The organism is Peribacillus sp. NPDC097197, from assembly GCF_050278025.1.
GTDB lineage: Bacteria > Bacillota > Bacilli > Bacillales > DSM-1321 > Peribacillus.
Map to the genome: position 1 here is coordinate 121,775 of NZ_JBNNST010000005.1, position 23,749 is coordinate 145,523.

Sequence of the window (23,749 nt, forward strand, 5' to 3'; positions counted from 1 at the left end):
ATGATACACTAAACTAAAAATAAAGAGGAATGAAAGCATGAAAGAACCTTTTGTTTTAGTCGAAGATCAATATTTGCTTGTTGATAGCTGGAGACAACAAAATCTCCAGCTTGTGGCGGGCTTTACAACGAAAAACGGAGGAGTCAGTTCTGGCTGCTTTACATCATTGAATACCGGCTTTCATGTTGGGGACAAGATAGGGGATGTACAGGCAAACCGCCGAATTCTTGCTGAAAAACTATCTTTTCCGCTTAATCATTGGGTAGGGGCCGAGCAGACTCATGAAACTCATATCCAGCAAGTAACGACTCGGGATTGTGGGAAAGGCGCCACTGATTATCCTTCTGGTTTTAGGGCGACAGACGGTTTTTATACGAGAGATAAAAATGTCCTACTGACCCTTTGTTATGCGGATTGTGTGCCTTTATATTTTTATGCTCCTACACATGGAATGGTTGGGGTGGCACATGCCGGCTGGAAGGGAACCGTTAATGGCATTGCGCACAATATGGTAGAGGCGTGGATACATGAAGGTATAAAACCATCAGAAATATTTGCCGTAGTTGGGCCCTCTATTTGTTCGAAATGTTATGTTGTAGATGATAAAGTCATAGATTTAGTGCGGAATTTGCTGGAAGAAAATGACGAGAAGCCCTATAATTTAATTAGTGAAGGACAATATCAACTAGATCTTAAAGAACTGAACGCTATGATCATGGAGAAATCTGGAATCCCGAGGGAGCAGATTGCTGTGACTTCATATTGTACAAGCTGTGATGAGGATTTATTTTTTTCCCATCGCCGGGATAATGGGAAAAGTGGTAGGTTGATGAGCTTTATTGGTTGGAAGGAGGATCTTGAAAAGCGATGAAAGTTGCAGAAAATCTAAAAAACATCGAAGAAAAAATAAATGAAGCGTGTAAAAATAGTGGCAGGCATCGGGAAGATGTCAAATTAATCGGGGTTACAAAATATGTTTCCATCGAGAGGGCAAAAGAGGCATTGGAAGCCGGTGTCACTGATTTAGGTGAAAATCGCGATCAAGGTTTATTGAATAAATATGAAGTGTTGAAGGATACACCGAACTGGCATTATATCGGTTCCATGCAGACACGTAAGGTTAAGAATGTCATTGATAAAGTTGCTTATATTCATTCTTTGGATCGTATATCGTTGGCAGAAGAAATACAAAAACGTTCAAAAGAGCCGATAAACTGTTTAGTGCAGGTCAATGTTTCTGGTGAAGAGTCTAAACACGGTCTGAATCCAGAGTCGACGCTTGAATTTATTAAAGAACTAGGGGCTTTTGACAAGGTGAAGGTCGTTGGGTTGATGACAATGGCACCTTTTACAGAGGACGAACAGGTACTCCGAGGTTGCTTCCGTACATTAAAAAACCTCCAACTGGAAATTCAAAAAGCGGAATTGACTCATGCTCCATGCTCGGAATTATCCATGGGGATGTCCAATGATTTTATGATTGCCATCGAGGAAGGTTCTACCATGATTCGGATTGGTACTGCACTGGTAGGCGAAGAATTATAAGGAGGTACGTAAAAGATGTCATTCGTATCAAAGTTTAAATCCTATTTCGCGCTGGATGATGAGTATGAATATAAGGACGAAGTGGTGGAGGAAGAGGAGATGGAGCGTAAAGCGGTAAAGCCTGCAAAACAGCAGACCCCACCTGCTTCTACAGGAAATAATCCAAATCAAAATATAGTAAGTTTGCAAAGCGTGCAAAAATCTTCTAAAGTAGTATTATTGGAGCCTCGTGCTTATGCAGAAGCTCAGGATGTCGCTGACCATTTGAAAAACCGTCGTGCAGTCGTTGTAAATCTTCAGCGAATCCCGCATGACCAAGGAAAGCGGATTATCGACTTTTTAAGCGGCACTGTATATGCAATCAGTGGGGATATCCAAAAAATCGGTACAGACATATTCTTGTGTACTCCGGATAACGTTGATGTTTCCGGTAATATTACCGGTTTTGAAGTGGATAAGGAGTACGAAGAAGCGAGGTGGTAATGGTTAATGGCTCTAGTGCTTCAAGGTTTATATTATTTAGTTGAAATTTATTCAATGGCATTAATTGTTTACATATTAATGTCTTGGTTCCCTAATGCCCGGGAAACATCGATTGGCCAATTCCTGGTAAAGATTTGCGAACCATATTTAGAACCGTTCAGAAAATTCATCCCACCACTCGGCATGATCGACATATCACCACTTGTAGCCTTGTTGGTTTTAAATTTTGCGAAGAATTATGGGATTTTTTATCTACAAAGCTTATTCGGATGATTTGTAGTTCATACTAAAGACGTAAAATAATAGAATGGCCAGTAACTACACAGCTAGGTGAATTCTTGGCTGTGTAGTAGTAACGAAGGTGTAAGTTACGATTCATTCTTGTGTACAACCATTTATCCATATGTAAGGAGCATGCATTCTACATGAGTATATATCAACATTTCAGGCCGGAGGAAAAGGAATTTATCGACCAGGCAATGAATTGGATTGACCAGGTTAGAGATTCTTATGCTCCTAAACTTTCTGACTTTCTGGATCCGCGTCAGCAGGAAATCCTCACATCCCTATTAGGAAACAAACAGGATGTGCTACTGCAATTTCACGGCGGGAGTGATTTCGTTGAACGGAAACGTGCCCTCATTTATCCTGATTACTACTCTCCTGAATCATCTGATTTCAATATCTCCTTATATGATATCTCCTATCCAAAAAAATTTGTTACACTTGAACACAGGCAAATACTTGGAACCTTGATGTCACTGGGGGTAAAACGTGAAAAATTCGGTGATATTATAGTGACAGAGGAGCAAGTCCAATTTATTGCAACAGGGGAAATGGATTCATACCTTACGGGAAACCTGGATAAGATAGGCAATGCTTCCGTAACCATTAAAAGGATTCCGATTGAGGATATCCTTGTGGTGAAGGACAACTGGGAAGAGCAGGTCAGTACCGTTAGCTCATTAAGGCTTGATAGCGTACTTTCGGCTGTTTTGAATATTTCCCGGCAAAAAGCCCAGACGTTGATATCGTCGGGGAAAACCAAGGTTAATTTCAAGCAAACGGAGAGCGTTTCTGAAGAATGCCGTGAGGGGGATACTCTATCCATCAGGGGTTTCGGTCGATGTAAAATCACTTCAATCGATGGGAAAACGAAAAAGGATAAGTGGAGAATCTCATTAGGTAGGAAAAAATAATTTAGTTGTTAGCAGGATTCACATATTTTTTGTCGAATATAGAGTTTTAATGTAATAGAGTAGAAATTGTTCTGGAGGTGCAACAATGCCCTTAACCCCGATAGATATACATAACAAGGAATTTAGTAAAGTATTTCGAGGGTATGATGAAGATGAGGTTAACGAATTTCTAGACCAAGTCATTAAAGATTATGAATTGATTCTAAGAGAAAAGAAAGAAATGGAAGAAAAATTGAACGAGACGTTCGATCGTTTAGGTCATTTCACGACTATCGAGGGCACGCTTAATAAGTCTATCATTGTCGCGCAGGAAGCTGCAGAAGAATTAAAGCGCAATGCCCAAAAAGAAGCCAAACTGATCATCAAGGAAGCAGAAAAGAATGCTGACCGGATTGTCAATGAGTCGCTTGTGAAAGCAAGAAAAATAGCGATGGATATAGAAGACTTGAAAAAACAATCGAAGGTTTTCCGTACTCGCTTTAAAATGCTTGTCGGAGCACAGCTCGATTTGTTGGATAATGACGACTGGGATCATCTGCTTGAATACGAAGTGGATGCATCTGAAATAGAATTAAATGATGGAGTAGATGAGGAAAATTAAACGTTTCCTTGACTTCAAGCACTTTTTTCGCATATAATTTTTTAACAATACTATTCATGATGACATTAGACGATGACAGGGACAGTAAATTCCTCATATCCTTATATGTAGCGACCCGGGGACGGTGTAAGCCCGGGATAAGAGAAGGAATTGAACATCACCCTTGAGTTCTGAATTGAACCTGCTTATGCAGCAAGTAAACGATGCGTATCATTCACGTTACGAATGCTCGAGAGGAAAGGATTCAGCCGTTTTGTGAATCTTTCTAACCAGGGTGGTACCGCGGGAAGCAAAGCTTTCTCGTCCCTTTTTCAGGGATGAGAAGGCTTTTTATTTTGTCTGCGAATCGGGTCAATCAACTCAAATGAAGTTATGGATAGATGGATGGAGGAATTTTATAATGGAATATAAAGATACTTTATTAATGCCTAAAACTGAATTTCCAATGAGGGGCAACCTTCCGAAGCGCGAGCCTGAAATTCAGGAAAAGTGGAAAGAGATGGACATCTATAAAAAAGTGCAAGAGCACACTGAAGGGCGACCGTTATTCATTTTACATGATGGACCTCCATATGCAAACGGTGATATCCATATGGGTCATGCCTTGAATAAAGTTTTAAAAGATTTCATCGTCCGTTTTAAGTCCATGAGCGGTTACCATGCACCGTATGTTCCAGGCTGGGATACGCACGGTCTCCCAATTGAAACGGCTTTGACTAAAAAAGGCGTGAACCGTAAAGAAATGAGCGTCGCTGAATTCAGAAAGCTATGTGAAGAATATGCATACGTACAGATTAACAATCAACGTGAGCAATTCAAGCGGATTGGTGTTCGCGGGGATTGGGATAATCCTTATATTACGTTAAAGCCTGAATATGAAGCACAACAGATCAAGGTTTTTGGTGAAATGGCGAAAAAAGGCTATATCTATAAAGGGAAGAAACCTGTTTACTGGTCCCCTTCGAGTGAATCGGCTCTTGCTGAAGCGGAGATTGAATACCAAGATAAACGTTCGGCTTCAATCTATGTAGCATTTGAAGTGACTGATGGTAAAGGTGTCATTGATGAAGGTGTAAAAATCATCATTTGGACGACAACACCATGGACGATTCCGGCCAACCTTGGAATTTCCCTACATCCACAATTGAATTATGTGGTCGTTGCAGTGGAAAATGAAAAATACTTAGTGGCAGAAGCCTTATTGGAATCTGTTAAAGAAACGCTTGGATGGGAAAACCCAACTATCGAGAAAACGGTAAAAGGCAGTGAGTTGGATCGTGCTGTAGCGAAACATCCTCTATATGATCGTGAATCACTAGTGATGTTAGGTGAGCATGTAACGACTGAAGCTGGAACAGGTTGTGTTCATACAGCTCCAGGACACGGGGAAGATGACTTTATCATCGGTCAGAAATATGGCTTGGATGTTCTTTGCCCAGTCGATGAAAAAGGTGTCATGACTGAAGAAGCAGGGGAGTTTGCTGGATTATTCTATGATAAAGCAAATAAAGCGATTTCCGAAAAATTAACTGAAGTGGGAGCCCTGTTGAATCTTACATTCATCACACATTCATTCCCACATGACTGGCGGACGAAGAAGCCGACGATCTTCCGTGCAACTGCACAGTGGTTCGCTTCAATCAAGGACTTCCGTGATGATTTGCTGAAGGCAGTCGAAGAAACGAAATGGGTACCGGCATGGGGTGAAACACGCCTATTCAATATGGTCCGTGACCGAGGAGATTGGTGTATCTCCCGACAACGTGCATGGGGTGTGCCAATTCCAGTATTTTACGCAGAAAATGGCGAACCAATCATCACGGACGAAACAATCAATCATATTTCAGAATTATTCCGTGAGCACGGTTCAAATATCTGGTTTGAAAAAGAAGCAAAAGATCTTCTACCACAAGGCTTTACACATGAAGGAAGTCCAAACGGTATCTTCACTAAAGAAACGGATATCATGGATGTATGGTTCGACTCCGGTTCTTCCCATCAAGCGGTTCTTGAAGAAAGAGAAGAACTTCAACGTCCGGCTGACCTTTATCTTGAAGGGTCCGATCAATATCGCGGTTGGTTCAACTCATCACTTTCAACAGGTGTTGCCGTGACAGGAAAAGCACCATATAAAGGTGTACTTAGCCATGGGTTCGCATTAGACGGCGAAGGACGTAAAATGAGTAAATCTATTGGTAACGTGGTCCTTCCATCTAAAGTTATGAACCAGCTTGGTGCTGATATTTTACGTCTTTGGGTTGCTTCTGTTGATTATCAATCTGACGTTCGGGTTTCAGATCCTATCTTAAAACAGGTTTCCGAAGTGTATCGTAAAATCCGTAATACATTCCGCTTCCTACTAGGAAATCTGGATGGCTTTAATCCGGAAACGGATAAAGTGGCGGTAGAAGATTTGCGTGAAGTGGATCAATATATGCTAGTAAGATTGAATAAGCTGATCACTCAATCAAAACAAGGCTATGAAAATTATGAATTTGCTACCATTTATAATATGGTCAACAATTTCTGTACGCAGGATTTAAGTTCGTTCTATCTTGATTATGCTAAAGACATTCTTTATTGTGAAGCGCCAAACGGGAAAGACCGTTTAGCAATCCAAACTGTCCTTTATGAGTCCTTAATCAGCTTAACGAAATTAGTGTCTCCAATCCTGTCTCATACTGCGGATGAAGTATGGACGTTCATTCCGGGTGTAACGGAAGAGAGTGTACAGTTGACATTGATGCCTGAGGAAATCTCTGTGGATAATGCCGAAGCGATTGAGGAAAAATGGACGGCATTCATGCATGTTCGTGATAATGTCCTGAAAGCATTGGAAGAAGCACGTAACCAAAAAGTAATCGGGAAATCACTGAACGCAAAAGTGACCGTTTATGTAAACGAAGAGACAAGGAATCTTCTTGATAGTATCGAGGAGAGCTTTGAACAGTTATTCATCGTATCCGAATTTGATATCGCGGGCGATGTGGCCAGTGCCCCATCCGAAGCTGTTAAACTTGAGGATATGGCCATCCTGGTAACTAAAGCAGAAGGAGAAACTTGTGAACGTTGCTGGAATGTTTCTCAAGATGTAGGTCAAGTGGAAGAACATCCAACACTTTGCCCACGCTGTGCAACAGTCGTGAAAGAGCATTATACGAATTAATCATTTTAGAACGACCGGTTCCCAGTTAATATGGGAGCCGGTTTTTTATTTGAAATGAGAGCGCATTTGAATAAAGACCGGAATAAAGTTCCTTTCTATTCTAATATTCTTCACCAACTGCTAGATGTAATGCTTTTGGTATTAGTCATTATTTCTAGTTTATGCTACAATTCAAAAGTGAAGATTTGATTAGTTTGGGGGAAGAAATGTGTTTTATTACTTAATTGCCCTTTTGGTCATAGCTTTCGATCAGCTGACAAAATGGATGATTGTGAAAAAAATGGAGTACGGAGAAAGCATTGAAATTATTGAAAACCTTCTATATATTACCTCGCATCGTAACCGTGGGGCAGCATGGGGAATTCTACAAGGTCAAATGTGGTTTTTCTACATCATCACCATCGCTGTCATTATTGGAGTCGTCTATTATATTCAGAAAATGGCGAAGAACAGCCGTCTGCTTGGAGTTTCCCTAGGTCTTATGCTAGGTGGGGCAATAGGAAACTTCATTGACCGTGTTGCTCGCCAGGAAGTAGTCGACTTTGTCCATACTTATATTTTCAGCTATAGTTTCCCGGTATTTAATATTGCCGATGCCGCCCTTTCGATTGGTGTCGTGCTGCTCGTGATTCACATGTTCTTGGAAGAAAAAAACGCTAAGGAGAAAGATAATGGATAAAAAGCTATACAGCATCGACGAAACACTAAAAGGTACAAGGATTGACAAGGCTCTATCTACTTTAAATGAGGAATGGTCACGCACTCAAGTTGCACAATGGATCAAAGATGATCATGTGTTAGTGAACGGGGCTGCCATTAAGTCCAATTATAAATGTAGCATAGGTGACGAAATTGAAGTGCTGATTCCGGAACTTGTGGAGTTGGATGCAGTCGCTGAAGAAATGGATTTGGATATCTATTACGAAGATGAAGACGTACTGGTTGTCAATAAACCGAGTGGTATGGTTGTCCACCCTGCACCGGGGCATGTAACAGGTACTCTTGTTAATGGGTTGATGGCCCATTGTAAGGATCTTTCTGGAATCAATGGCGTTATGCGTCCAGGTATTGTCCACCGTATTGATAAGGATACATCAGGTTTATTGATGGTTGCGAAAAATGACATGGCACACGAGAAACTTGTTCAGCAACTTGTTGATAAAACAGTAACCCGTAAGTATCAAGCTGTGGTCCATGGAGTGATTCCCCATGATTTCGGAACGGTTGATGCCCCGATAGGCCGTGATAAAAAAGACCGTCAGAGCATGACGGTTACGGATTCAAACTCTAAAAATGCGGTAACTCATTTCCGTGTGGTTGAACGTTTCACCGCGTTTACATTAGTAGAGTGTCAGCTTGAAACAGGACGGACCCATCAAATCCGTGTTCATATGAAATATATTGGATTCCCTCTTGCAGGAGATCCTAAATATGGTCCTAAAAAGACGTTGAAATTGGACGGACAAGCGTTACACGCAGGTCTTCTTGGTTTTGTTCATCCACGGACGAATGAATATATGGAGTTTGAAGCGCCAGCTCCTAAAGAATTTACGGAGCTAATCGAACAACTACGTAGAAGTAGTATTTGACAAGACTATTTTTATGAGATAGTATTATATTAACTTAATGAGAACCTTTAACACAGTCCAGAGAGACTGAGAAGGAAACGGATAGCAAAAGGGGAACATATACCCTTTTGTAGAAAAATCCTCACACCTTCTTGGTGTGAGGATTTTTTGTTGAAGGAGAGCTCTCACAGTTCAAAAGAAATTGAGGTGGTCCATTTGAATGAGAAAGCAATCGTGCTCGATGAAAAGGCCATCAGCAGAGCCTTGACGAGAATTGCACATGAGATTATTGAAAAGAATAAAGGGATTGAGGATTGTGTCTTAATCGGGATTAGGACCCGGGGGATCTTCCTTGCTGATCGACTTGCCAAGCGCATCGGTGAAATAGAAAATAAAGTAATTCAATTAGGTGAATTAGACATAACGCTTTATCGTGATGATTTATCGAAAAAGACGAACGATGGTGAACCGGTTGTAAAAGGCTCGGACATTCCGGTCCCAATAACTGATAAGAAAATCATCTTAGTGGACGATGTACTATTTACGGGAAGAACCGTAAGAGCTGCTATGGATGCTTTGGTGGATATGGGAAGACCTTCGCAAATCCAACTTGCTGTATTAGTTGATAGAGGCCATAGGGAACTTCCAATCCGTGCCGATTATGTCGGTAAAAATATTCCAACTTCACAATCCGAGAAGATTACGGTCACTTTAACGGAAGTTGACGAGCTCGATCAAGTCACCATACTAGCGAAATGATAAATTAAATATTGCCCTTTTAAAAACGGTCCAGAGAGGCCGGCAAAGGGAGTGAAATGGAAAGGGACCTTAGCCTGACAGGTATAGGGCAGGCCCATCCGTGAAACCCTCTTTGTATATGCTGCAAAGAGGTTTTTTTTTGTGGCTTAGATGCAATGTTCATAGGGGGAAAAGAAATGGAAGACGAAAGAAAAGACATCATCCTCGACGTGGAAGACGTACCAAGGTTTGGTCAATGGGTGACATTAAGCATCCAGCACCTGTTTGCGATGTTTGGTTCAACGGTGCTAGTGCCATTCCTGGTCGGTCTGAGCCCTGCAGTAGCATTGGTTTCCAGTGGGGTAGGGACATTATCATACTTATTGATTACTAGAGGCCAAATCCCTGCTTATCTTGGTTCATCATTTGCTTTCATAGCACCCATAATCGCGGCCAAGTCACTTGGTGGACCGGAAGCGGCCATGATCGGCTGTTTTGTAGCAGGACTCATATATGGAATAGTGGCGTTGGTCATTCATAAAGTCGGTTTACGCTGGTTGATGGTTCTATTGCCACCGGTGGTCGTCGGTCCCGTCATCATAGTAATCGGGCTGAGCCTCGCTGGGACAGCAGTTGACATGGCCATGTATGATCCGCAAGACAAGTACAGCGTTACTTACATCATCATAGCACTCATCACCTTGGCAGCTACGATTATCTGTAACGTATTTTTTAAAGGCTTTCTTAACCTGATTCCAATATTGATGGGGATCATAGTCGGATATGGCTGCTCGGCAATTGCAGGCATTATCGATTATGGACCGATTGAAACGGCAAAATGGTGGGAAATGCCGGAATTCATGATTCCTGGTATAACCTATACACCCACCTTTTCATGGGAAGTCATCGCCATCATGGTCCCGGTCGCCATCGTCACCTTATCTGAACATATCGGACACCAAATGGTATTAAGTAAAGTGGTAGGTAGAAACTTTTTGGAAAAGCCGGGTTTACATCGATCCATCCTTGGTGACGGCGCAGGCATCATGATTGGTTCCATTATCGGGGGACCACCACTTACATCGTATGGAGAAAATATCGGGGTCCTGACGATGACAAAGGCATTTAGCGTCTACATCATCGGTGGTGCGGCTTTGACTGCTATGATCTTCGGTTTCAACGGGAAGATTTCAGCGGTGATCGGATCAATACCAACGGCCGTCATGGGGGGGATTTCCATTCTTCTCTTTGGTATCATCGCTTCAAGCGGTTTAAGGATGTTGATTGATAATAAAGTGGATTTTGATAAAAAACGTAATTTGATGATTGCTTCGGTCATCTTAGTAATTGGGATTGGTGGAGCATTCGTACAATTATCCGCAAATGTTTCTTTATCCGGAATGGCGCTATCAGCAATAGTGGGGATTGTACTTAACTTGGTATTGCCGGACAGAGAAAAAGTGACCGGAAACATCTTTGAAAAATAAACATTAAATAAATCACCTTTTAAAAGAAGTCCAGAGAGACTTAGAAGGGTGTTGCAGTAAAGACGGAAGAGGAAAGGAAAGGGGGAATTTCCCGAGTACTCCAAGTCTTTATGACCTTCACCCTGTCCTTAAATGACGGGGCTTTTTTTATGCCCCGCATCACAAAAAAAGATTGTGAAAGGAGCAGGAATGATGAAAAAATTATTGACGATGAATGAGCTATCTTTAACTGAAATCGAAACGATCTTATACGAGGCAGAGGGGTTTGCCAATGGAACGAACTGGATGCCTATGCAGCAGACGATGGTCGCCAATCTGTTCTTTGAGCCAAGCACGCGAACCAAATCAAGTTTTGAAATGGCTGAAAGGAAATTAGGACTTGAGGTCATTCCTTTTGATGCGGGGACATCATCCGTGTTAAAAGGAGAAACCTTATACGACACAGCGAAAACATTTGAATCGATTGGAGTCAAAGCTCTCATCATCCGTCATGAGCAGGACAACTATTTTGATGAGTTGAGAGGCAAATTACATATCCCCATCATCAATGCGGGTGATGGTTGCGGAAATCATCCGACACAGTCTCTGCTCGATTTATTGACGATAAAGCAAGAGTTTACTAGTTTTAAAGGTCTGAAAATTTCGATTATTGGAGATGTGAGGCATAGCCGTGTGGCTAAATCCAATGCAGACGCACTCACCCGCCTAGGTGCAGAAGTTGTATTCTCAGGTCCTCCCGAATGGTTTGACGTAAACAATGGATTGGCGAAATACGAAGATATCGATCAAGCTGTAGCGACAGCGGATGTGGTCATGTTGCTCCGAATCCAACATGAAAGGCATAGTGATAAATATGACGTGGAAAATGGGGAGTATTTGAAAAGGTTTGGCTTGAATAAGATTCGTGAAAAAACGATGAAACCATGTGCCATCATCATGCATCCAGCCCCCATTAACCGCGGAGTTGAGATTGACAGTGATTTGGTCGAATGCAGCCGCTCAAGAATCTTCAAACAAATGCAAAATGGCGTTTTTATCAGAATGGCTGTGTTAAAAAATGTGCTTGAAAAAAATAAGGGAGGAAACACTCATGAAAACTGTCATCAAAAATGGAGTATTGCTAGATAATCAAAATCAATTCAAGAAAGCAGATATAGAAATAGAGGGAAGGTTCATCACGAAAATAGGGGAGAACCTGGCTACGGAAGATAGTAAAGTAGTAGATGCTGATGGGCTGCTTGTTACAGCAGGATTCATAGATCTACATGTACATTTACGTGAGCCGGGGGGAGAACATAAAGAAACCATTGAAACGGGAACCTTGGCGGCGGCCAGAGGTGGCTTTACGACAGTAGCAGCCATGCCCAATACAAGACCTGTACCTGATACTGTGGAGCACCTTGGGGCGTTGAATAAAAAAATTGAAGAAACGGCACATGTTCGCGTGTTGCCCTATGCTTCAATCACGATTAGAGAAGCTGGCAAGGAGCTGACTGATTTTTCAGCACTGAAGAAGACAGGGGCATTCGCCTTTACGGATGATGGTGTTGGCATTCAAGAGGCAGGAATGATGCTTGAAGCGATGAAGCGGGCAGCTGCCATTGATATGGCTGTGGTCGCCCATTGTGAAGATAATAGCTTAATCAATAAAGGCTCCGTTCATGAGGGGAGATTCTCCAAAGAAAATGGAATCAATGGAATTCCTTCTGTATGCGAAGCTGTACATATTGCCCGTGACATATTGCTTGCGGAAGCGGCAGGCTGCCATTACCACGTCTGCCATATATCAACGAAAGAATCGGTAAGAACCGTAAGAGACGCTAAACGTGCCGGTATCAAAGTCACTGCGGAAGTGACCCCACATCATCTATTACTTTCAGAAGATGATATACCAGGGCTTGATACGAATTATAAAATGAACCCTCCTTTAAGGGGACGCGAAGATCGTGATGCTTTAATCGAAGGCTTGCTTGATGGAACCATCGATTTTATCGCAACAGACCATGCCCCTCATAGCGTTGAGGAAAAAGAGCAAAGCATGCAGCTTGCTCCATTCGGAATTGTAGGTCTAGAAACGGCCTTCCCGCTGCTTTATACGGAACTGGTCAAAAAAGAAATCATCACTCTGAAACAGTTGGTAGACTTCCTGACCATCAAACCAGCTGATTGCTTCTCGCTTCCATTCGGCCAGCTAAAAGAAGGAGCTGTGGCGGATATCACGTTAATCGATTTGAATGCAAAACAGGCGATCAATAAAGAAGAATTCGCTTCAAAGGGAAAAAATACACCTTTCCATGACAAGAAATGTCAGGGGTGGCCGGTCATGACGATTTCAGAAGGAAAGTTAGCTTGGGAAAAAGGACGTGTTCAGGGATGAAAAGACAGCTTATTTTAGAAGATGGTACGGTTTTCATTGGCGAAGCATTCGGTGGAGACGTGGAGAAAATCGGGGAAGTCGTATTTAACACAGGGATGACAGGCTATCAAGAAATTTTATCTGATCCATCTTATTGTGGTCAAATTGTTACTTTGACATATCCGCTAATTGGGAACTATGGAATAAACCGAGACGATTTTGAATCGATCAATCCAGCCATAGCGGGATTCGTCGTGAAGGAAACTGCAGAATTTCCTTCTAACTGGCGCAACCAATTATCACTTGATGACTATTTGAAAATGAAGAATATCCCTGGAATCTCCGGGATTGACACGAGAAAGCTGACAAGGATCATCAGAAAGACAGGTGCTCTTAAAGGGGCGCTCTGTAATATGAATAAGAAGGCCGATGAGGTTATTGCCCAGCTTAAAGCAACGGTACTCCCGACCACTCAAGTGAAACAGGTATCTACTAAAACGGCCTACTCAAGTCCAGGTAGGGGACCGCGAGTGGTTCTAGTCGATTACGGAATGAAGCATGGTATTTTACGAGAGTTGACGAAACGTGGGTGTGACGTCGTGGTCGTTCCTTATAACATCACGGCACAGGAGATCATGAACTATCATCCGGATGGAGTGATGCTGTCCAATGGACCTGGAGACCCAAAAAGCGTTCGGGAAACGTTAGAAATGATTCGGACAATCCAGAAAGAAGTCCCACTATTCGGAATTTGCCTGGGCCATCAGCTGTTCGCGCTTGCAAACGGGGCAGATACAGACAAACTAAAATTCGGTCATCGCGGATCCAACCATCCAGTAAAGGATCTTCGTACGGGAAAAGTGTCCATTACTTCGCAAAATCACGGTTACACAGTCGAAACGGATTCAATCGAAAATACCGACCTTACCGTTACACATACTGCCTTGAATGATGATACCATCGAAGGTTTACGCCATAAACATTACCCGGCCTTTACGGTTCAGTACCATCCGGAGGCGTCACCAGGACCGGAAGACGCCAATTATCTTTTCGATGAATTTTTACGGAACATTGAAGTTGCCACTACAAAGGGGGAAGAAACATGCCAAAACGCACAGATATAAAAAGCATCTTAGTTATTGGTTCTGGTCCAATCGTAATCGGCCAGGCCGCTGAGTTCGATTATGCAGGAACTCAAGCATGCATCGCATTAAAAGAAGAGGGCTACCGGGTAATTCTGATCAACTCAAACCCCGCGACGATCATGACCGACAGTGAAATGGCTGATGCGGTTTATATCGAACCGATCACCCTGGAATTTGTTGGTAAAATCATCCGCAAAGAGCGTCCGGATGCCTTGCTTCCGACTTTGGGCGGACAGACGGGATTGAATATGGCCGTGGAATTGGCCAATGCGGGGATATTGGAAGAATGCAACGTCCAGATTCTGGGCACGAAACTTTCTGCCATCCAACAAGCGGAAGATAGGGATTTGTTCCGCACGTTAATGAATGAACTCGATGAGCCGGTTCCGGATAGCGACATTATACATAATTTAGATGAGGCCTATGCGTTCGTGGAACGAGTCGGCTATCCAGTCATCGTTCGTCCCGCGTTCACATTGGGGGGAACAGGAGGCGGGATCTGTGAAGACGAAGAGCAATTGATTGAGATTGTTGAAGGCGGCTTGAAAAGCAGCCCTGTCCATCAATGCCTTCTTGAGAAAAGCATTGCCGGTTTTAAAGAAGTGGAATATGAAGTGATGAGAGACTCCAATGATAATGCGATAGTCGTATGTAATATGGAGAACTTCGATCCAGTCGGTGTACATACAGGTGATTCGATTGTTGCGGCACCAAGTCAAACGCTAAGTGACCGAGAGTACCAAATGCTTAGGAACACTTCATTGAAAATCATTCGTGCCTTGAAAATCGAAGGTGGTTGTAATGTTCAGCTTGCCCTTGACCCAGATAGCTACCAATACTATGTGATTGAAGTCAATCCACGGGTAAGCCGTTCATCGGCACTCGCATCGAAAGCGACAGGATACCCGATAGCCAAACTTGCGGCTAAGATTGCAGTCGGTTTGACGCTAGATGAAATGATGAACCCGGTTACGGGCAAAACGTATGCCAGCTTCGAACCGGCGCTAGATTATGTCGTCACGAAAATCCCTCGGTGGCCGTTCGATAAATTTGAAAGTGCCAACCGTAGACTCGGCACGCAAATGAAGGCAACTGGAGAAGTCATGGCGATTGGCCGAACATTCGAGGAATCGATACTTAAAGCTGTTCGTTCCCTTGAAGCCGGGGTATATCACCTCGAGTTGAGTGAGAATTTCAATGATGAATTAATTGAAAAAAGAATCCGGAAAGCGGGAGATGAACGGTTATTCTATATCGGTGAGGCATTAAGAAGAGGAAAAACGATAGAAACCATTCACGAATGGAGTCAAATCGATTTATTATTCCTTCATAAACTGAAGAAAATCATCGACTTTGAACAAGAGTTACGTACTCATATTTATGACACGGAAGTCCTGCAGAAGGCTAAAGAGCTTGGCTTTTCCGACAAAACCATTTCGGAAATCTGGGAAGTCGCTGAAATCAATGTATATGAATATCGAAAACAGCATGGAATCATACCAGTTTATAAAATGGTTGATACGTGTGCCGCAGAATTCGAATCAGAAACGCCGTATTTTTACGGAACGTATGAAGAGGAAAACGAATCGGTGGTAACGGATAAAAAAAGCGTCATCGTACTGGGGTCTGGTCCGATCCGAATTGGTCAAGGTGTTGAATTCGACTATGCGACCGTACATTCCGTGTGGGCCATTAAGGAAGCGGGCTATGAAGCAATCATCATCAATAATAATCCTGAAACGGTATCAACAGATTTCAGTATTTCCGATAAGCTTTACTTCGAGCCGTTGACACTTGAAGATGTGATGCATGTCATCGACTTGGAGAAACCAGAAGGGGTCATCGTCCAATTTGGCGGGCAGACCGCCATCAATCTTGCAGAGGGGTTAGTTCATCGGGGTGTGAAAATACTCGGTACCTCTTTAGAAGACCTGGACCGTGCGGAGAATCGAAACAAATTCGAAACCGCTCTCCAAGAAATGGGCATTCCACAGCCTAAAGGGAAAACGGCCACGTCCGTCGAAGAAGCGATCATCATTGCTGAAGATATCGGATACCCGGTTTTAGTAAGGCCTTCCTATGTACTCGGAGGAAGAGCGATGGAAATTGTCTACAAACAAGAAGAGTTGCTTCATTACATGAAAAATGCGGTGAAAATCAATCCGGAACACCCGGTACTGATTGATCGGTATCTAACGGGTAAAGAAGTGGAGGTGGACGGCATTTCGGATGGCAAGACCGTGGTCATTCCTGGAATCATGGAACACATCGAACGGGCAGGGGTTCACTCGGGCGATTCGATTGCCGTCTATCCGCCCCAAAGCCTAACGGATAAGCAAAAAGAAGTGATCATCGATTACACCACCAGATTGGCAAAAGGATTGAAAATCATTGGTTTGCTGAACATCCAATATGTCATCAGTAATGACGAAGTGTATGTCATAGAAGTGAATCCACGTTCAAGTCGTACGGTTCCATTCTTAAGTAAAATCACAAATGTACCCATGGCGAACCTCGCAACAAAGGTGATTCTGGGACAAAGCCTTGAAAGTCATGGGTATCAGTCAGGAATGGTTCCCGAACAAACCGGGGTCTATGTAAAAGTGCCTGTCTTCTCTTTTGCTAAATTGAGAGGAGTGGACATATCACTCGGGCCTGAAATGAAATCGACTGGGGAAGTCATGGGGAAAGATAGCACACTTGAAAAGGCCCTATACAAAGGACTTGTCGCTTCCGGCTTCACCATACAAAGCCATGGAACGGTCTTGTTAACCATATCGGATAAAGATAAGCAGGAAGCACTTCAATTAGCCAGACGCTTCCATAACATCGGCTTCAAGCTAATTGCCACAAGTGGAACGGCGAATATGCTGGAAGAGTCGGGCATCCCAACTGCTGTCGTAGGAAAAATCGGAGAAGAAGGCAGGAATCTGTTGGATGTCATCCGTCATGGCGAAGCCCAGTTCGTCATCAATACATTGACAAAAGGGAAGCAACCGGAGCGGGATGGGTTCAGGATTCGACGTGAATCGGTTGAAAATGGAGTTACCTGCTTGACATCATTGGATACAGCAGAAGCCATTTTAAGAGTGATCGAATCCATGACATTCTCGACGGAAGCCATGGGAAAGACGAAAAAAAGTCGTGAGGTGAGCTATACATGATCAAGAAGGAAACAATGAAGGTGTTGACACATAAAGAGCTGGCTCCATCTATCTTTGAGCTAACCCTACAAGGTGAGTTAGTTTCTGAAATGAAGCAGCCGGGGCAATTTGTCCAAATTAAACCGACGGAAGGTACCGAGCCGCTGCTAAGACGCCCGATTTCGATTTCTTCTTACAATAAAAGCAAAAAGGAATTCACGATGATTTACCGGGCTGAAGGGAAGGGAACAACATTATTGTCCCAGCGAAAGCAGATGGAAGGGGTAGATATTCTCGGCCCACTTGGCAACGGCTTTCCGGTTGATGAAGCGAAAGCTGGGGAGATTGCATTGTTGGTCGGTGGGGGGATAGGCGTCCCTCCCCTGTTCCAGCTCTCAAAAATGCTGGTTGCCAGAGGCGTTCGGGTTATTCATGTGCTTGGTTTCCAAACGATGGCTGCCGTTTTTTATGAAGAAGAGTTTAGTGAATTAGGAGATACATATATTGCAACGGTGGATGGATCATATGGGACAAAAGGATTCGTTACGACGGTAATCGAGAAGCTGGGTGCGGAATTTGAAACGGTCTTTTCCTGCGGGCCAACGCCGATGTTGAAGGCGTTGGAAGCGGGGTATAGCGACAAGAAGCTTTATCTATCGCTAGAGGAAAGGATGGGGTGTGGCATCGGTGCTTGTTTTGCCTGCGTATGTCACACTGCAGACGATCCGGAAGGCTTTAGTTATAAGAAGGTATGCAGTGACGGACCCGTATTTCGTTCAGGAGAGGTGGTACTATGAGCAGATTATCGGTAGAACTACCCGGTTTACACTTAAAAAATCCGGTCATGCCAGCTTCGGGCTGTTTTGGATTCGGGCGTGAATACAGCCAGTTCTTTGATTTGGATATATTGGGAGCCATCATGATTAAAGCGACCACACCAGAGCCTCGTTTTGGCAATCCGACACCGCGTGTCGCCGAAACCTCCTCAGGGATGCTGAATGCAATCGGATTGCAAAACCCGGGTCTGGATAAAGTCATCAATGAAGAATTGGCGTGGCTCGATAAATATGATGTGCCGATCATCGCAAACATTGCCGGATCCCATATAGCCGATTATGTGAAAGTTGCCCGGGACATAAGCAAGGCAGAGAATGTCGTGGCACTTGAATTGAATATCTCCTGCCCGAATGTGAAAGAAGGCGGCATCGCTTTTGGGACGATTCCCGAAGTTGCAAAGGAAGTAACTAAGGCAGTAAAGGAAGTTTCCTCGGTCCCTGTTTATGTGAAGCTTTCTCCCAATGTCAGCGATATTGTAGCCATGGCCAAAGCGGTTGAAGAGGGAGGGGCCGACGGTCTGACAATGATCAATACGCTAGTCGGCATGCGGTTGGATTTAAAAACGGGTCAGCCGATCCTTTCAAACAAGACTGGTGGATTGTCTGGTCCTGCCATTAAACCAGTCGCACTTAGGATGATTTATGAAGTGAGTCAGCAAGTTTCGATTCCAATCATTGGTATGGGCGGCATCTCTTCTGCGGAGGATGTCATTGAATTTTTCTATGCAGGTGCAAGCGCAGTTGCGGTGGGAACAGCAAACTTTGTGGATCCCTTTGTGTGCCCGACGATTATTGAAGAATTGCCCAAATTGTTGGATGAGTTAGGATTTGAGCATATTTCGCAATGTACCGGAAGGAGTTGGAAGCAGAATGAAGCAATCGTTAATCATCGCGCTTGATTTTCCTAGCCTGATTCAAACGAAGCAATTTTTACAACATTTTCAATCGGAGAAACTAGCAGTTAAAGTCGGGATGGAGTTGTTTTATCAGAACGGACCGGGAATCATTTCATTTGTAAAAGAACAAGGGCATGATATTTTTCTAGATTTGAAGCTTCATGATATCCCTAATACGGTCAAAATGGCAATGAGGGGGCTTGCTACATTGAATGTGGATATGGTGAATGTCCATGCGGCCGGCGGAAGCAGAATGATGGAAGCGGCACTTGAAGGCCTTGATAGTGGAACGGCTACCGGAAAAAAACGCCCATTATGCATAGGGGTGACCCAACTGACAAGTACGTCACAGGAACAAATGAATCTCGAACAAAACATCAACGGAACACTTGAAGATGCAGTACTGCACTATGCAAAGCTCTCAGGCCAGGCCGGCCTTGATGGTGTTGTCTGCTCGACGCATGAAGTAAGAAGAATCCATGAACATATCAGCGACCAATTTATGACGGTCACGCCAGGCATCCGTAATGCAGGTGGACCAACACATGATCAACACAGAATAGCCACTCCTGAGCAGGCAAGGATCATAGGGTCCGATGCAATCGTGGTAGGTAGAGCAATCACATCTGCAAAAGATCCATTACAAACATATTTAGACATGAAGGCATCTTGGGAGGGAATTCGATGTTAAACCAATTAATTGCAGAACGACTTTTAGAAATCAAAGCGGTATTCCTACAGCCAAATGAACCATTCACGTGGGCATCTGGAATCAAGTCACCCATTTATTGCGATAATCGTTTAACTCTTTCCTATCCAGCGGTTCGGAATGAAATCGCCGAGGGATTGAAAAAATTGATTGAACAGAACTTCCCGGATGCTGAGCTAATCGCTGGCACCGCCACGGCTGGAATACCGCATGCCGCTTGGGTGAGTGATAAAATGGACCTGCCGATGTGTTATGTCCGCTCGAAAGCGAAGGAACACGGAAAGGGCAATCAAATTGAGGGGCGTGCTTTGTCAGGTCAAAAAGTGGTTGTCGTTGAAGATTTAATATCTACAGGCGGTAGCGTCATCACGGCAGTAGACGCTCTTAGAAAAGCAGGATGCGAGGTCCTTGGGGTCGTTTCCATCTTTACATACGAATTAGAAAAGGGAAAAGAAAAGTTTACTGCTGAAAACATTACGAACTACTCCTTAAGTGATTATTCCTCATTGATTAAAGTAGCTAATGAAAAAGGCTATATTACTGCAGGGGAACTGGAAAAGCTAAAAAAATGGCGTGAAAATCCCGAAGACTCCGCCTGGATTTCTGCATAAATAGAGCTAATGGGTTGATGTTTGATAGGTACGCTTAAACAGCACCACGTATTCTCTACTGAATATGGGGTGCTGTTTTATACTTTTTTGGTACCGTACCCCCATGACACATATACTATGCCATTACAGTTTTGGCTATGGTGGAAGTAAAAGGGGGTGATCAGGGTTCGTATTAACATAAAAAAGCACACCACTAATACAAGCGGTGTACCAAAGTTTGTTTCATGTGGAAACATTCTAGTTATCACTTTTTTAATAAAATAGCCTTTTTTATACTATTAAATTACCACTTCCAACTGTAAGCAACAGTTTTTACTTCTTTCGCTTTTCCTTTGACGGTAGCTGGAAGTTCTGGATAGTTCAGTTCGAATGCCGTTTTTCCACCTGCATTCAACCCAATATCTAATGAACCATTCAATACGCCTACCAATTTCCCTTCTCCATCATATAAACCAGATGCCAAACGAATGTCATCCGCTTTTTCATCCCCGTCATTTATCACATTCCCTGTGACAGAATAAGGATTATCTGAAAAATCACCGCTCAAAGCGTTCAACTTAACATTTTCCGTTTTTAAATAGGCTGGTTCCTCATCTGTTGTATCGAAATCTATATTAGAATACGCTTTATTGACCAATTTAGGGTCTTTCACAGAATCTAAAATAGTGGATTCACCAATATACGCCGTTTCACCTGGCATGATGACATCAGGTGTAGCCGTTATCATACTGGCCGTACCAAGGACGCTTCCGTCTTCCCCTTCAAAATTAATTTGGATATCACTTAACGAAGCAGGGGCATTTCCGGTATTTTTCACTTCGGCAGAATAGTTCACCCAAACAGAATCAATAGAATCTTTCCAAGCACCGAATGTTTCTTGCATTATTTCTACTTTCGCTTCTTTTTTATCTTTTTGTTCAGCTTTGGTATTGGTAGAAGAACCTTTCTCAGTTGAAACAGTTTGTTCCTCACCTGAACAGGCAGTCAATAGTAAAACCACCAACAAAAGACTCATACTCCATATTTTTTTCATTGAAATAATTCCTCCCTTTTACAACAGGAACTATATTACCATAGTTTTTACGGATTTGGTTGAAAAAATCAAACCTTCAGTGCTTTACAAATGATGGACTAGAGAAGCATAGATCTTTGAATAGGTATTTATTCCATCTTGATTTCTAAAATATGTATTTATTTTTTTGTTTTTACTATTTAACAAGACTTTCGACCTGGTGACATTCAAGGCATCGTTTTTTCATGAGATCAAAAGGGCCCTTCTCTTTACGATTTCTATTAGTATATTCTTCACTTTTACCATCTCTAAGATGATGCTTCAACCAAAATAAAAACTGCACCCCGCTTGTTAGGTCATGTCTAACAAGCGGGGTGCAGTTCACATGGTATTGTTTTTATTAATACTTATCCTTTTACGTGTGTCGCTTCTTTTAAAGAAATGACCGTATCGGCATCAGGGGTAACATAAACGGTTTGCTGTTGTTCATAGATGACAAACCCAGGTTTCGATCCATTTGGTTTCTTCACATGGCGAACTTGGGTGAAATCGACAGGCACCGAACTTGATTGCTTGGCTTTGCTGAAGAATGCAGCTAAAGCGGCCGCTTCCTTTATCGTATTTTCACTTGGTGATTCATTCCGAATCACGACATGTGAGCCGGGAATATCCTTCGTATGAAGCCAGATTTCATCACGACGGGCAAATTTATTCGTCAAGTAATCATTTTGCTTATTATTTTTCCCGACAAATATGAGGTCTCCATCACTACTGTAATAAGTCTCAAGCTGCGGTTTGGCATTGGCAGGTTTTTTCATGCCCTTTTTCTTTTTCTGGCGGATGTAGCCTTCTTCTTGTAGTTCTTCGCGTATTTCCTCGATATCTTTTGGTGAGGCAGACTGCAATTGCTGATGCAAGGCTTCAAAGTAAGCCAATTCCAGTTGGGCTTTTTCGATTTGCTCTTGGACGACAACGACCGCATTTTTGGACTTTTGATATTTTGAAAAGTACTTCTGTGCATTATCAGATGGGTTTTTTAATGGATTAAGCGGGATAACGACAGTCTCTTGATCTTCATTGTAATAATTGATGACCTCGATTTCCTTCATGCCTTTTTTCATTTGATATAAGTTGGCTGTCAGCAATTCACCGAACAGCTGGTATTGTTCCCCGCGTTCCGTTTCCTTTAGCGTACGTTCCAATTTGCCGATTTTTTTTGAGTTTTTTTCTATTTCATTCGTAATGAAGCGTTCTATATCCTGGCCCTTTTGCTTGACGCGGTCCCGTTCGGCTTTCCCGAAGTAATAGCGGTCAAGCATCTCGCTTAAGGATGGAAATGACCTTTCTTTACCCCTCAGGTGATTCAGGGAAAGCATATAGAAAACTTCTTTACTGCCATCTTGTTTGATGGTCGGGACATACTCTCGATCTGCAATCTCTTTTATAAGGCTAGAGAAAGCAGGTGGAAGTGTCGAACTGTTCGCCAAACCAGCACGGTAAACTGCCTCTTTAGCCGCTAGGGGTGAAACTCCTGAGAAATGGGCTACTAGCTGACGGTCAAGCTTTCCAGCATTAAAGTCCAGCGATTTCCTTATATCATCGTCAGTGGAGTCAAATGGATTTTGCTTCTCCTGTTCTGGGGGGAGAATGTATTCCTGGCCAGGTAATATCGCCCGGTGGCTGTTCACAGCGTGTGATACATGTTTGATGCTGTCTAAAATCATATTCCGCTCTTTATCAACTAAGATGATATTGCTGTGACGACCCATAATTTCGATGATTAGCTGTTTCTGGGAAACATCGCCCAGTTCATTTCTACCTTTCACTTCGAGGATGATCATCCGATCTAGCTCATGTTGATAGATGTCCTCGATTGTATATCCTTCCAGATGCTTCCTGAGCAGCATGCAGAACATTGGTGCCTCTTTCGGATTTTCATAGCTTTCTTCTGTCAGCTGTACCCTTGAATAGCTCGGGTGTGCAGATAATAGTAGCTTTTGATTTTTACCTCCAGCCCGAACCACCAGTATGATTTCGTTTTTATAGGGCTGATGCACTTTATTGATGCGCCCGCCTTTTAATAAAGAAGCGATTTCTTCCGTTATCGCTTTCGTGAATAATCCATCGAATGACATTCATTTTACTTCCTTTACATAAGATTTTCTATAAGGCTCTTTCAATAGCCGTTTTAAAATGGTTGCCTATATTACTGGAATAAACATGGGAATGAGTCTATTCCTGACATTCATTAATC

The 23,749-nt window shown here is 42.9% G+C and carries 21 protein-coding genes and 1 other annotated feature; of the genes, 19 read left to right on the plus strand and 2 right to left on the minus strand.

Annotation, left to right across the window (positions count from 1 at the left end; genetic code table 11):
• Positions 1-37: 37 nt before the first annotated feature.
• The 19 genes from pgeF (at position 38) to pyrE (ending at position 20,483) form a co-directional block, all read left to right on the plus strand.
• Positions 38-871 carry a peptidoglycan editing factor PgeF gene (gene pgeF, locus ACQKL6_RS08865; protein ID WP_402868194.1) on the plus strand — a complete coding sequence of 278 codons (834 nt, stop codon included), beginning with the start codon at positions 38-40 and terminating at the stop codon, positions 869-871.
• The gene (locus ACQKL6_RS08870; protein ID WP_402868195.1) at positions 868-1,545 is read left to right on the plus strand and encodes a YggS family pyridoxal phosphate-dependent enzyme; all 678 of its coding nucleotides are present in this window, start codon (positions 868-870) and stop codon (positions 1,543-1,545) included. The genes pgeF and ACQKL6_RS08870 overlap by 4 nt, the downstream gene beginning before the upstream one ends.
• Positions 1,546-1,560: 15 nt before the next feature.
• Positions 1,561-2,028, plus strand: coding sequence for a cell division protein SepF (locus tag ACQKL6_RS08875; protein ID WP_402956212.1), 468 nt, complete (start codon positions 1,561-1,563; stop codon positions 2,026-2,028).
• A gap of 6 nt (positions 2,029-2,034) precedes the next feature.
• Positions 2,035-2,301 carry a YggT family protein gene (locus ACQKL6_RS08880; RefSeq protein ID WP_402868199.1) on the plus strand — a complete coding sequence of 89 codons (267 nt, stop codon included), beginning with the start codon at positions 2,035-2,037 and terminating at the stop codon, positions 2,299-2,301.
• A 152-nt stretch (positions 2,302-2,453) separates the two neighbouring features.
• Positions 2,454-3,227, plus strand: a complete 774-nt coding sequence (locus ACQKL6_RS08885; protein ID WP_402956214.1) for an RNA-binding protein — start codon at positions 2,454-2,456, stop codon at positions 3,225-3,227.
• A gap of 85 nt (positions 3,228-3,312) precedes the next feature.
• Positions 3,313-3,828, plus strand: coding sequence for a DivIVA domain-containing protein (locus ACQKL6_RS08890; RefSeq protein WP_402868201.1), 516 nt, complete (start codon positions 3,313-3,315; stop codon positions 3,826-3,828).
• Positions 3,829-3,891: 63 nt separating this feature from the next.
• Positions 3,892-4,139: a binding site (T-box leader), on the plus strand.
• A gap of 89 nt (positions 4,140-4,228) precedes the next feature.
• On the plus strand, positions 4,229-6,994 hold the full coding sequence (gene ileS / locus ACQKL6_RS08895) for an isoleucine--tRNA ligase (protein WP_427591075.1): 2,766 nt from the start codon (positions 4,229-4,231) through the stop codon (positions 6,992-6,994).
• 208 nt (positions 6,995-7,202) lie between these two features.
• Complete coding sequence (gene lspA / locus ACQKL6_RS08900; RefSeq protein ID WP_402868205.1) at positions 7,203-7,673, plus strand: signal peptidase II; 471 nt, start codon at positions 7,203-7,205, stop codon at positions 7,671-7,673.
• Positions 7,666-8,583, plus strand: coding sequence for an RluA family pseudouridine synthase (locus ACQKL6_RS08905; protein ID WP_402868207.1), 918 nt, complete (start codon positions 7,666-7,668; stop codon positions 8,581-8,583). The genes lspA and ACQKL6_RS08905 overlap by 8 nt, the downstream gene beginning before the upstream one ends.
• Positions 8,584-8,778: 195 nt before the next feature.
• A complete protein-coding gene (gene pyrR / locus ACQKL6_RS08910; protein ID WP_402868570.1) occupies positions 8,779-9,321 on the plus strand; it encodes a bifunctional pyr operon transcriptional regulator/uracil phosphoribosyltransferase PyrR in 543 nt (180 codons plus the stop codon).
• 155 nt (positions 9,322-9,476) lie between these two features.
• Positions 9,477-10,787, plus strand: a complete 1,311-nt coding sequence (locus ACQKL6_RS08915; protein ID WP_402868208.1) for a solute carrier family 23 protein — start codon at positions 9,477-9,479, stop codon at positions 10,785-10,787.
• A 192-nt stretch (positions 10,788-10,979) separates the two neighbouring features.
• Positions 10,980-11,915: an aspartate carbamoyltransferase catalytic subunit gene (locus ACQKL6_RS08920; RefSeq protein WP_402956219.1), complete on the plus strand. Its 936-nt coding sequence runs from the start codon at positions 10,980-10,982 to the stop codon at positions 11,913-11,915.
• Complete coding sequence (locus ACQKL6_RS08925; RefSeq protein WP_402987793.1) at positions 11,878-13,164, plus strand: dihydroorotase; 1,287 nt, start codon at positions 11,878-11,880, stop codon at positions 13,162-13,164. The genes ACQKL6_RS08920 and ACQKL6_RS08925 overlap by 38 nt, the downstream gene beginning before the upstream one ends.
• Entirely contained in the window at positions 13,161-14,267 is a 1,107-nt protein-coding gene (locus tag ACQKL6_RS08930) for a carbamoyl phosphate synthase small subunit (protein ID WP_402987796.1), read from the plus strand. Before ACQKL6_RS08925 ends, ACQKL6_RS08930 begins: the two co-directional genes overlap by 4 nt.
• Complete coding sequence (gene carB / locus ACQKL6_RS08935) at positions 14,246-17,452, plus strand: carbamoyl-phosphate synthase large subunit (RefSeq protein WP_427650970.1); 3,207 nt, start codon at positions 14,246-14,248, stop codon at positions 17,450-17,452. Before ACQKL6_RS08930 ends, carB begins: the two co-directional genes overlap by 22 nt.
• The gene (locus tag ACQKL6_RS08940) at positions 17,449-18,228 is read left to right on the plus strand and encodes a dihydroorotate dehydrogenase electron transfer subunit (RefSeq protein WP_402868217.1); all 780 of its coding nucleotides are present in this window, start codon (positions 17,449-17,451) and stop codon (positions 18,226-18,228) included. The genes carB and ACQKL6_RS08940 overlap by 4 nt, the downstream gene beginning before the upstream one ends.
• Positions 18,225-19,166, plus strand: coding sequence for a dihydroorotate dehydrogenase (locus tag ACQKL6_RS08945; protein WP_402987805.1), 942 nt, complete (start codon positions 18,225-18,227; stop codon positions 19,164-19,166). Before ACQKL6_RS08940 ends, ACQKL6_RS08945 begins: the two co-directional genes overlap by 4 nt.
• The gene (gene pyrF / locus ACQKL6_RS08950; RefSeq protein WP_402868220.1) at positions 19,138-19,854 is read left to right on the plus strand and encodes an orotidine-5'-phosphate decarboxylase; all 717 of its coding nucleotides are present in this window, start codon (positions 19,138-19,140) and stop codon (positions 19,852-19,854) included. Before ACQKL6_RS08945 ends, pyrF begins: the two co-directional genes overlap by 29 nt.
• Complete coding sequence (pyrE, locus tag ACQKL6_RS08955; protein WP_402987808.1) at positions 19,848-20,483, plus strand: orotate phosphoribosyltransferase; 636 nt, start codon at positions 19,848-19,850, stop codon at positions 20,481-20,483. The genes pyrF and pyrE overlap by 7 nt, the downstream gene beginning before the upstream one ends.
• A 283-nt stretch (positions 20,484-20,766) precedes the next feature.
• On the opposite strand, the gene ACQKL6_RS08960 is transcribed toward pyrE, so the two are convergent.
• Entirely contained in the window at positions 20,767-21,516 is a 750-nt protein-coding gene (locus ACQKL6_RS08960) for an FxLYD domain-containing protein (RefSeq protein WP_402956233.1), read from the minus strand.
• A 386-nt stretch (positions 21,517-21,902) separates the two neighbouring features.
• Positions 21,903-23,630, minus strand: coding sequence for an Rqc2 family fibronectin-binding protein (locus tag ACQKL6_RS08965; RefSeq protein ID WP_402987811.1), 1,728 nt, complete (start codon positions 23,628-23,630; stop codon positions 21,903-21,905).
• Positions 23,631-23,749: the final 119 nt, after the last annotated feature.

Bases quoted from the DNA above. Each gene is read 5' to 3' on its own strand.
- pgeF (WP_402868194.1), top strand. From the start codon at position 38: ATGAAAGAACCTTTTGTTTTAGTCGAAGATCAATATTTGCTTGTTGAT.
- ACQKL6_RS08870 (WP_402868195.1), top strand. From the start codon at position 868: ATGAAAGTTGCAGAAAATCTAAAAAACATCGAAGAAAAAATAAATGAA.
- ACQKL6_RS08875 (WP_402956212.1), top strand. From the start codon at position 1,561: ATGTCATTCGTATCAAAGTTTAAATCCTATTTCGCGCTGGATGATGAG.
- ACQKL6_RS08880 (WP_402868199.1), top strand. From the start codon at position 2,035: ATGGCTCTAGTGCTTCAAGGTTTATATTATTTAGTTGAAATTTATTCA.
- ACQKL6_RS08885 (WP_402956214.1), top strand. From the start codon at position 2,454: ATGAGTATATATCAACATTTCAGGCCGGAGGAAAAGGAATTTATCGAC.
- ACQKL6_RS08890 (WP_402868201.1), top strand. From the start codon at position 3,313: ATGCCCTTAACCCCGATAGATATACATAACAAGGAATTTAGTAAAGTA.
- ileS (WP_427591075.1), top strand. From the start codon at position 4,229: ATGGAATATAAAGATACTTTATTAATGCCTAAAACTGAATTTCCAATG.
- ACQKL6_RS08905 (WP_402868207.1), top strand. From the start codon at position 7,666: ATGGATAAAAAGCTATACAGCATCGACGAAACACTAAAAGGTACAAGG.
- ACQKL6_RS08915 (WP_402868208.1), top strand. From the start codon at position 9,477: ATGTTCATAGGGGGAAAAGAAATGGAAGACGAAAGAAAAGACATCATC.
- ACQKL6_RS08920 (WP_402956219.1), top strand. From the start codon at position 10,980: ATGAAAAAATTATTGACGATGAATGAGCTATCTTTAACTGAAATCGAA.
- ACQKL6_RS08925 (WP_402987793.1), top strand. From the start codon at position 11,878: ATGAAAACTGTCATCAAAAATGGAGTATTGCTAGATAATCAAAATCAA.
- ACQKL6_RS08930 (WP_402987796.1), top strand. From the start codon at position 13,161: ATGAAAAGACAGCTTATTTTAGAAGATGGTACGGTTTTCATTGGCGAA.
- carB (WP_427650970.1), top strand. From the start codon at position 14,246: ATGCCAAAACGCACAGATATAAAAAGCATCTTAGTTATTGGTTCTGGT.
- ACQKL6_RS08940 (WP_402868217.1), top strand. From the start codon at position 17,449: ATGATCAAGAAGGAAACAATGAAGGTGTTGACACATAAAGAGCTGGCT.
- ACQKL6_RS08945 (WP_402987805.1), top strand. From the start codon at position 18,225: ATGAGCAGATTATCGGTAGAACTACCCGGTTTACACTTAAAAAATCCG.
- pyrF (WP_402868220.1), top strand. From the start codon at position 19,138: ATGAAGCAATCGTTAATCATCGCGCTTGATTTTCCTAGCCTGATTCAA.
- pyrE (WP_402987808.1), top strand. From the start codon at position 19,848: ATGTTAAACCAATTAATTGCAGAACGACTTTTAGAAATCAAAGCGGTA.
- ACQKL6_RS08960 (WP_402956233.1), bottom strand. From the start codon at position 21,516: ATGAAAAAAATATGGAGTATGAGTCTTTTGTTGGTGGTTTTACTATTG.
- ACQKL6_RS08965 (WP_402987811.1), bottom strand. From the start codon at position 23,630: ATGTCATTCGATGGATTATTCACGAAAGCGATAACGGAAGAAATCGCT.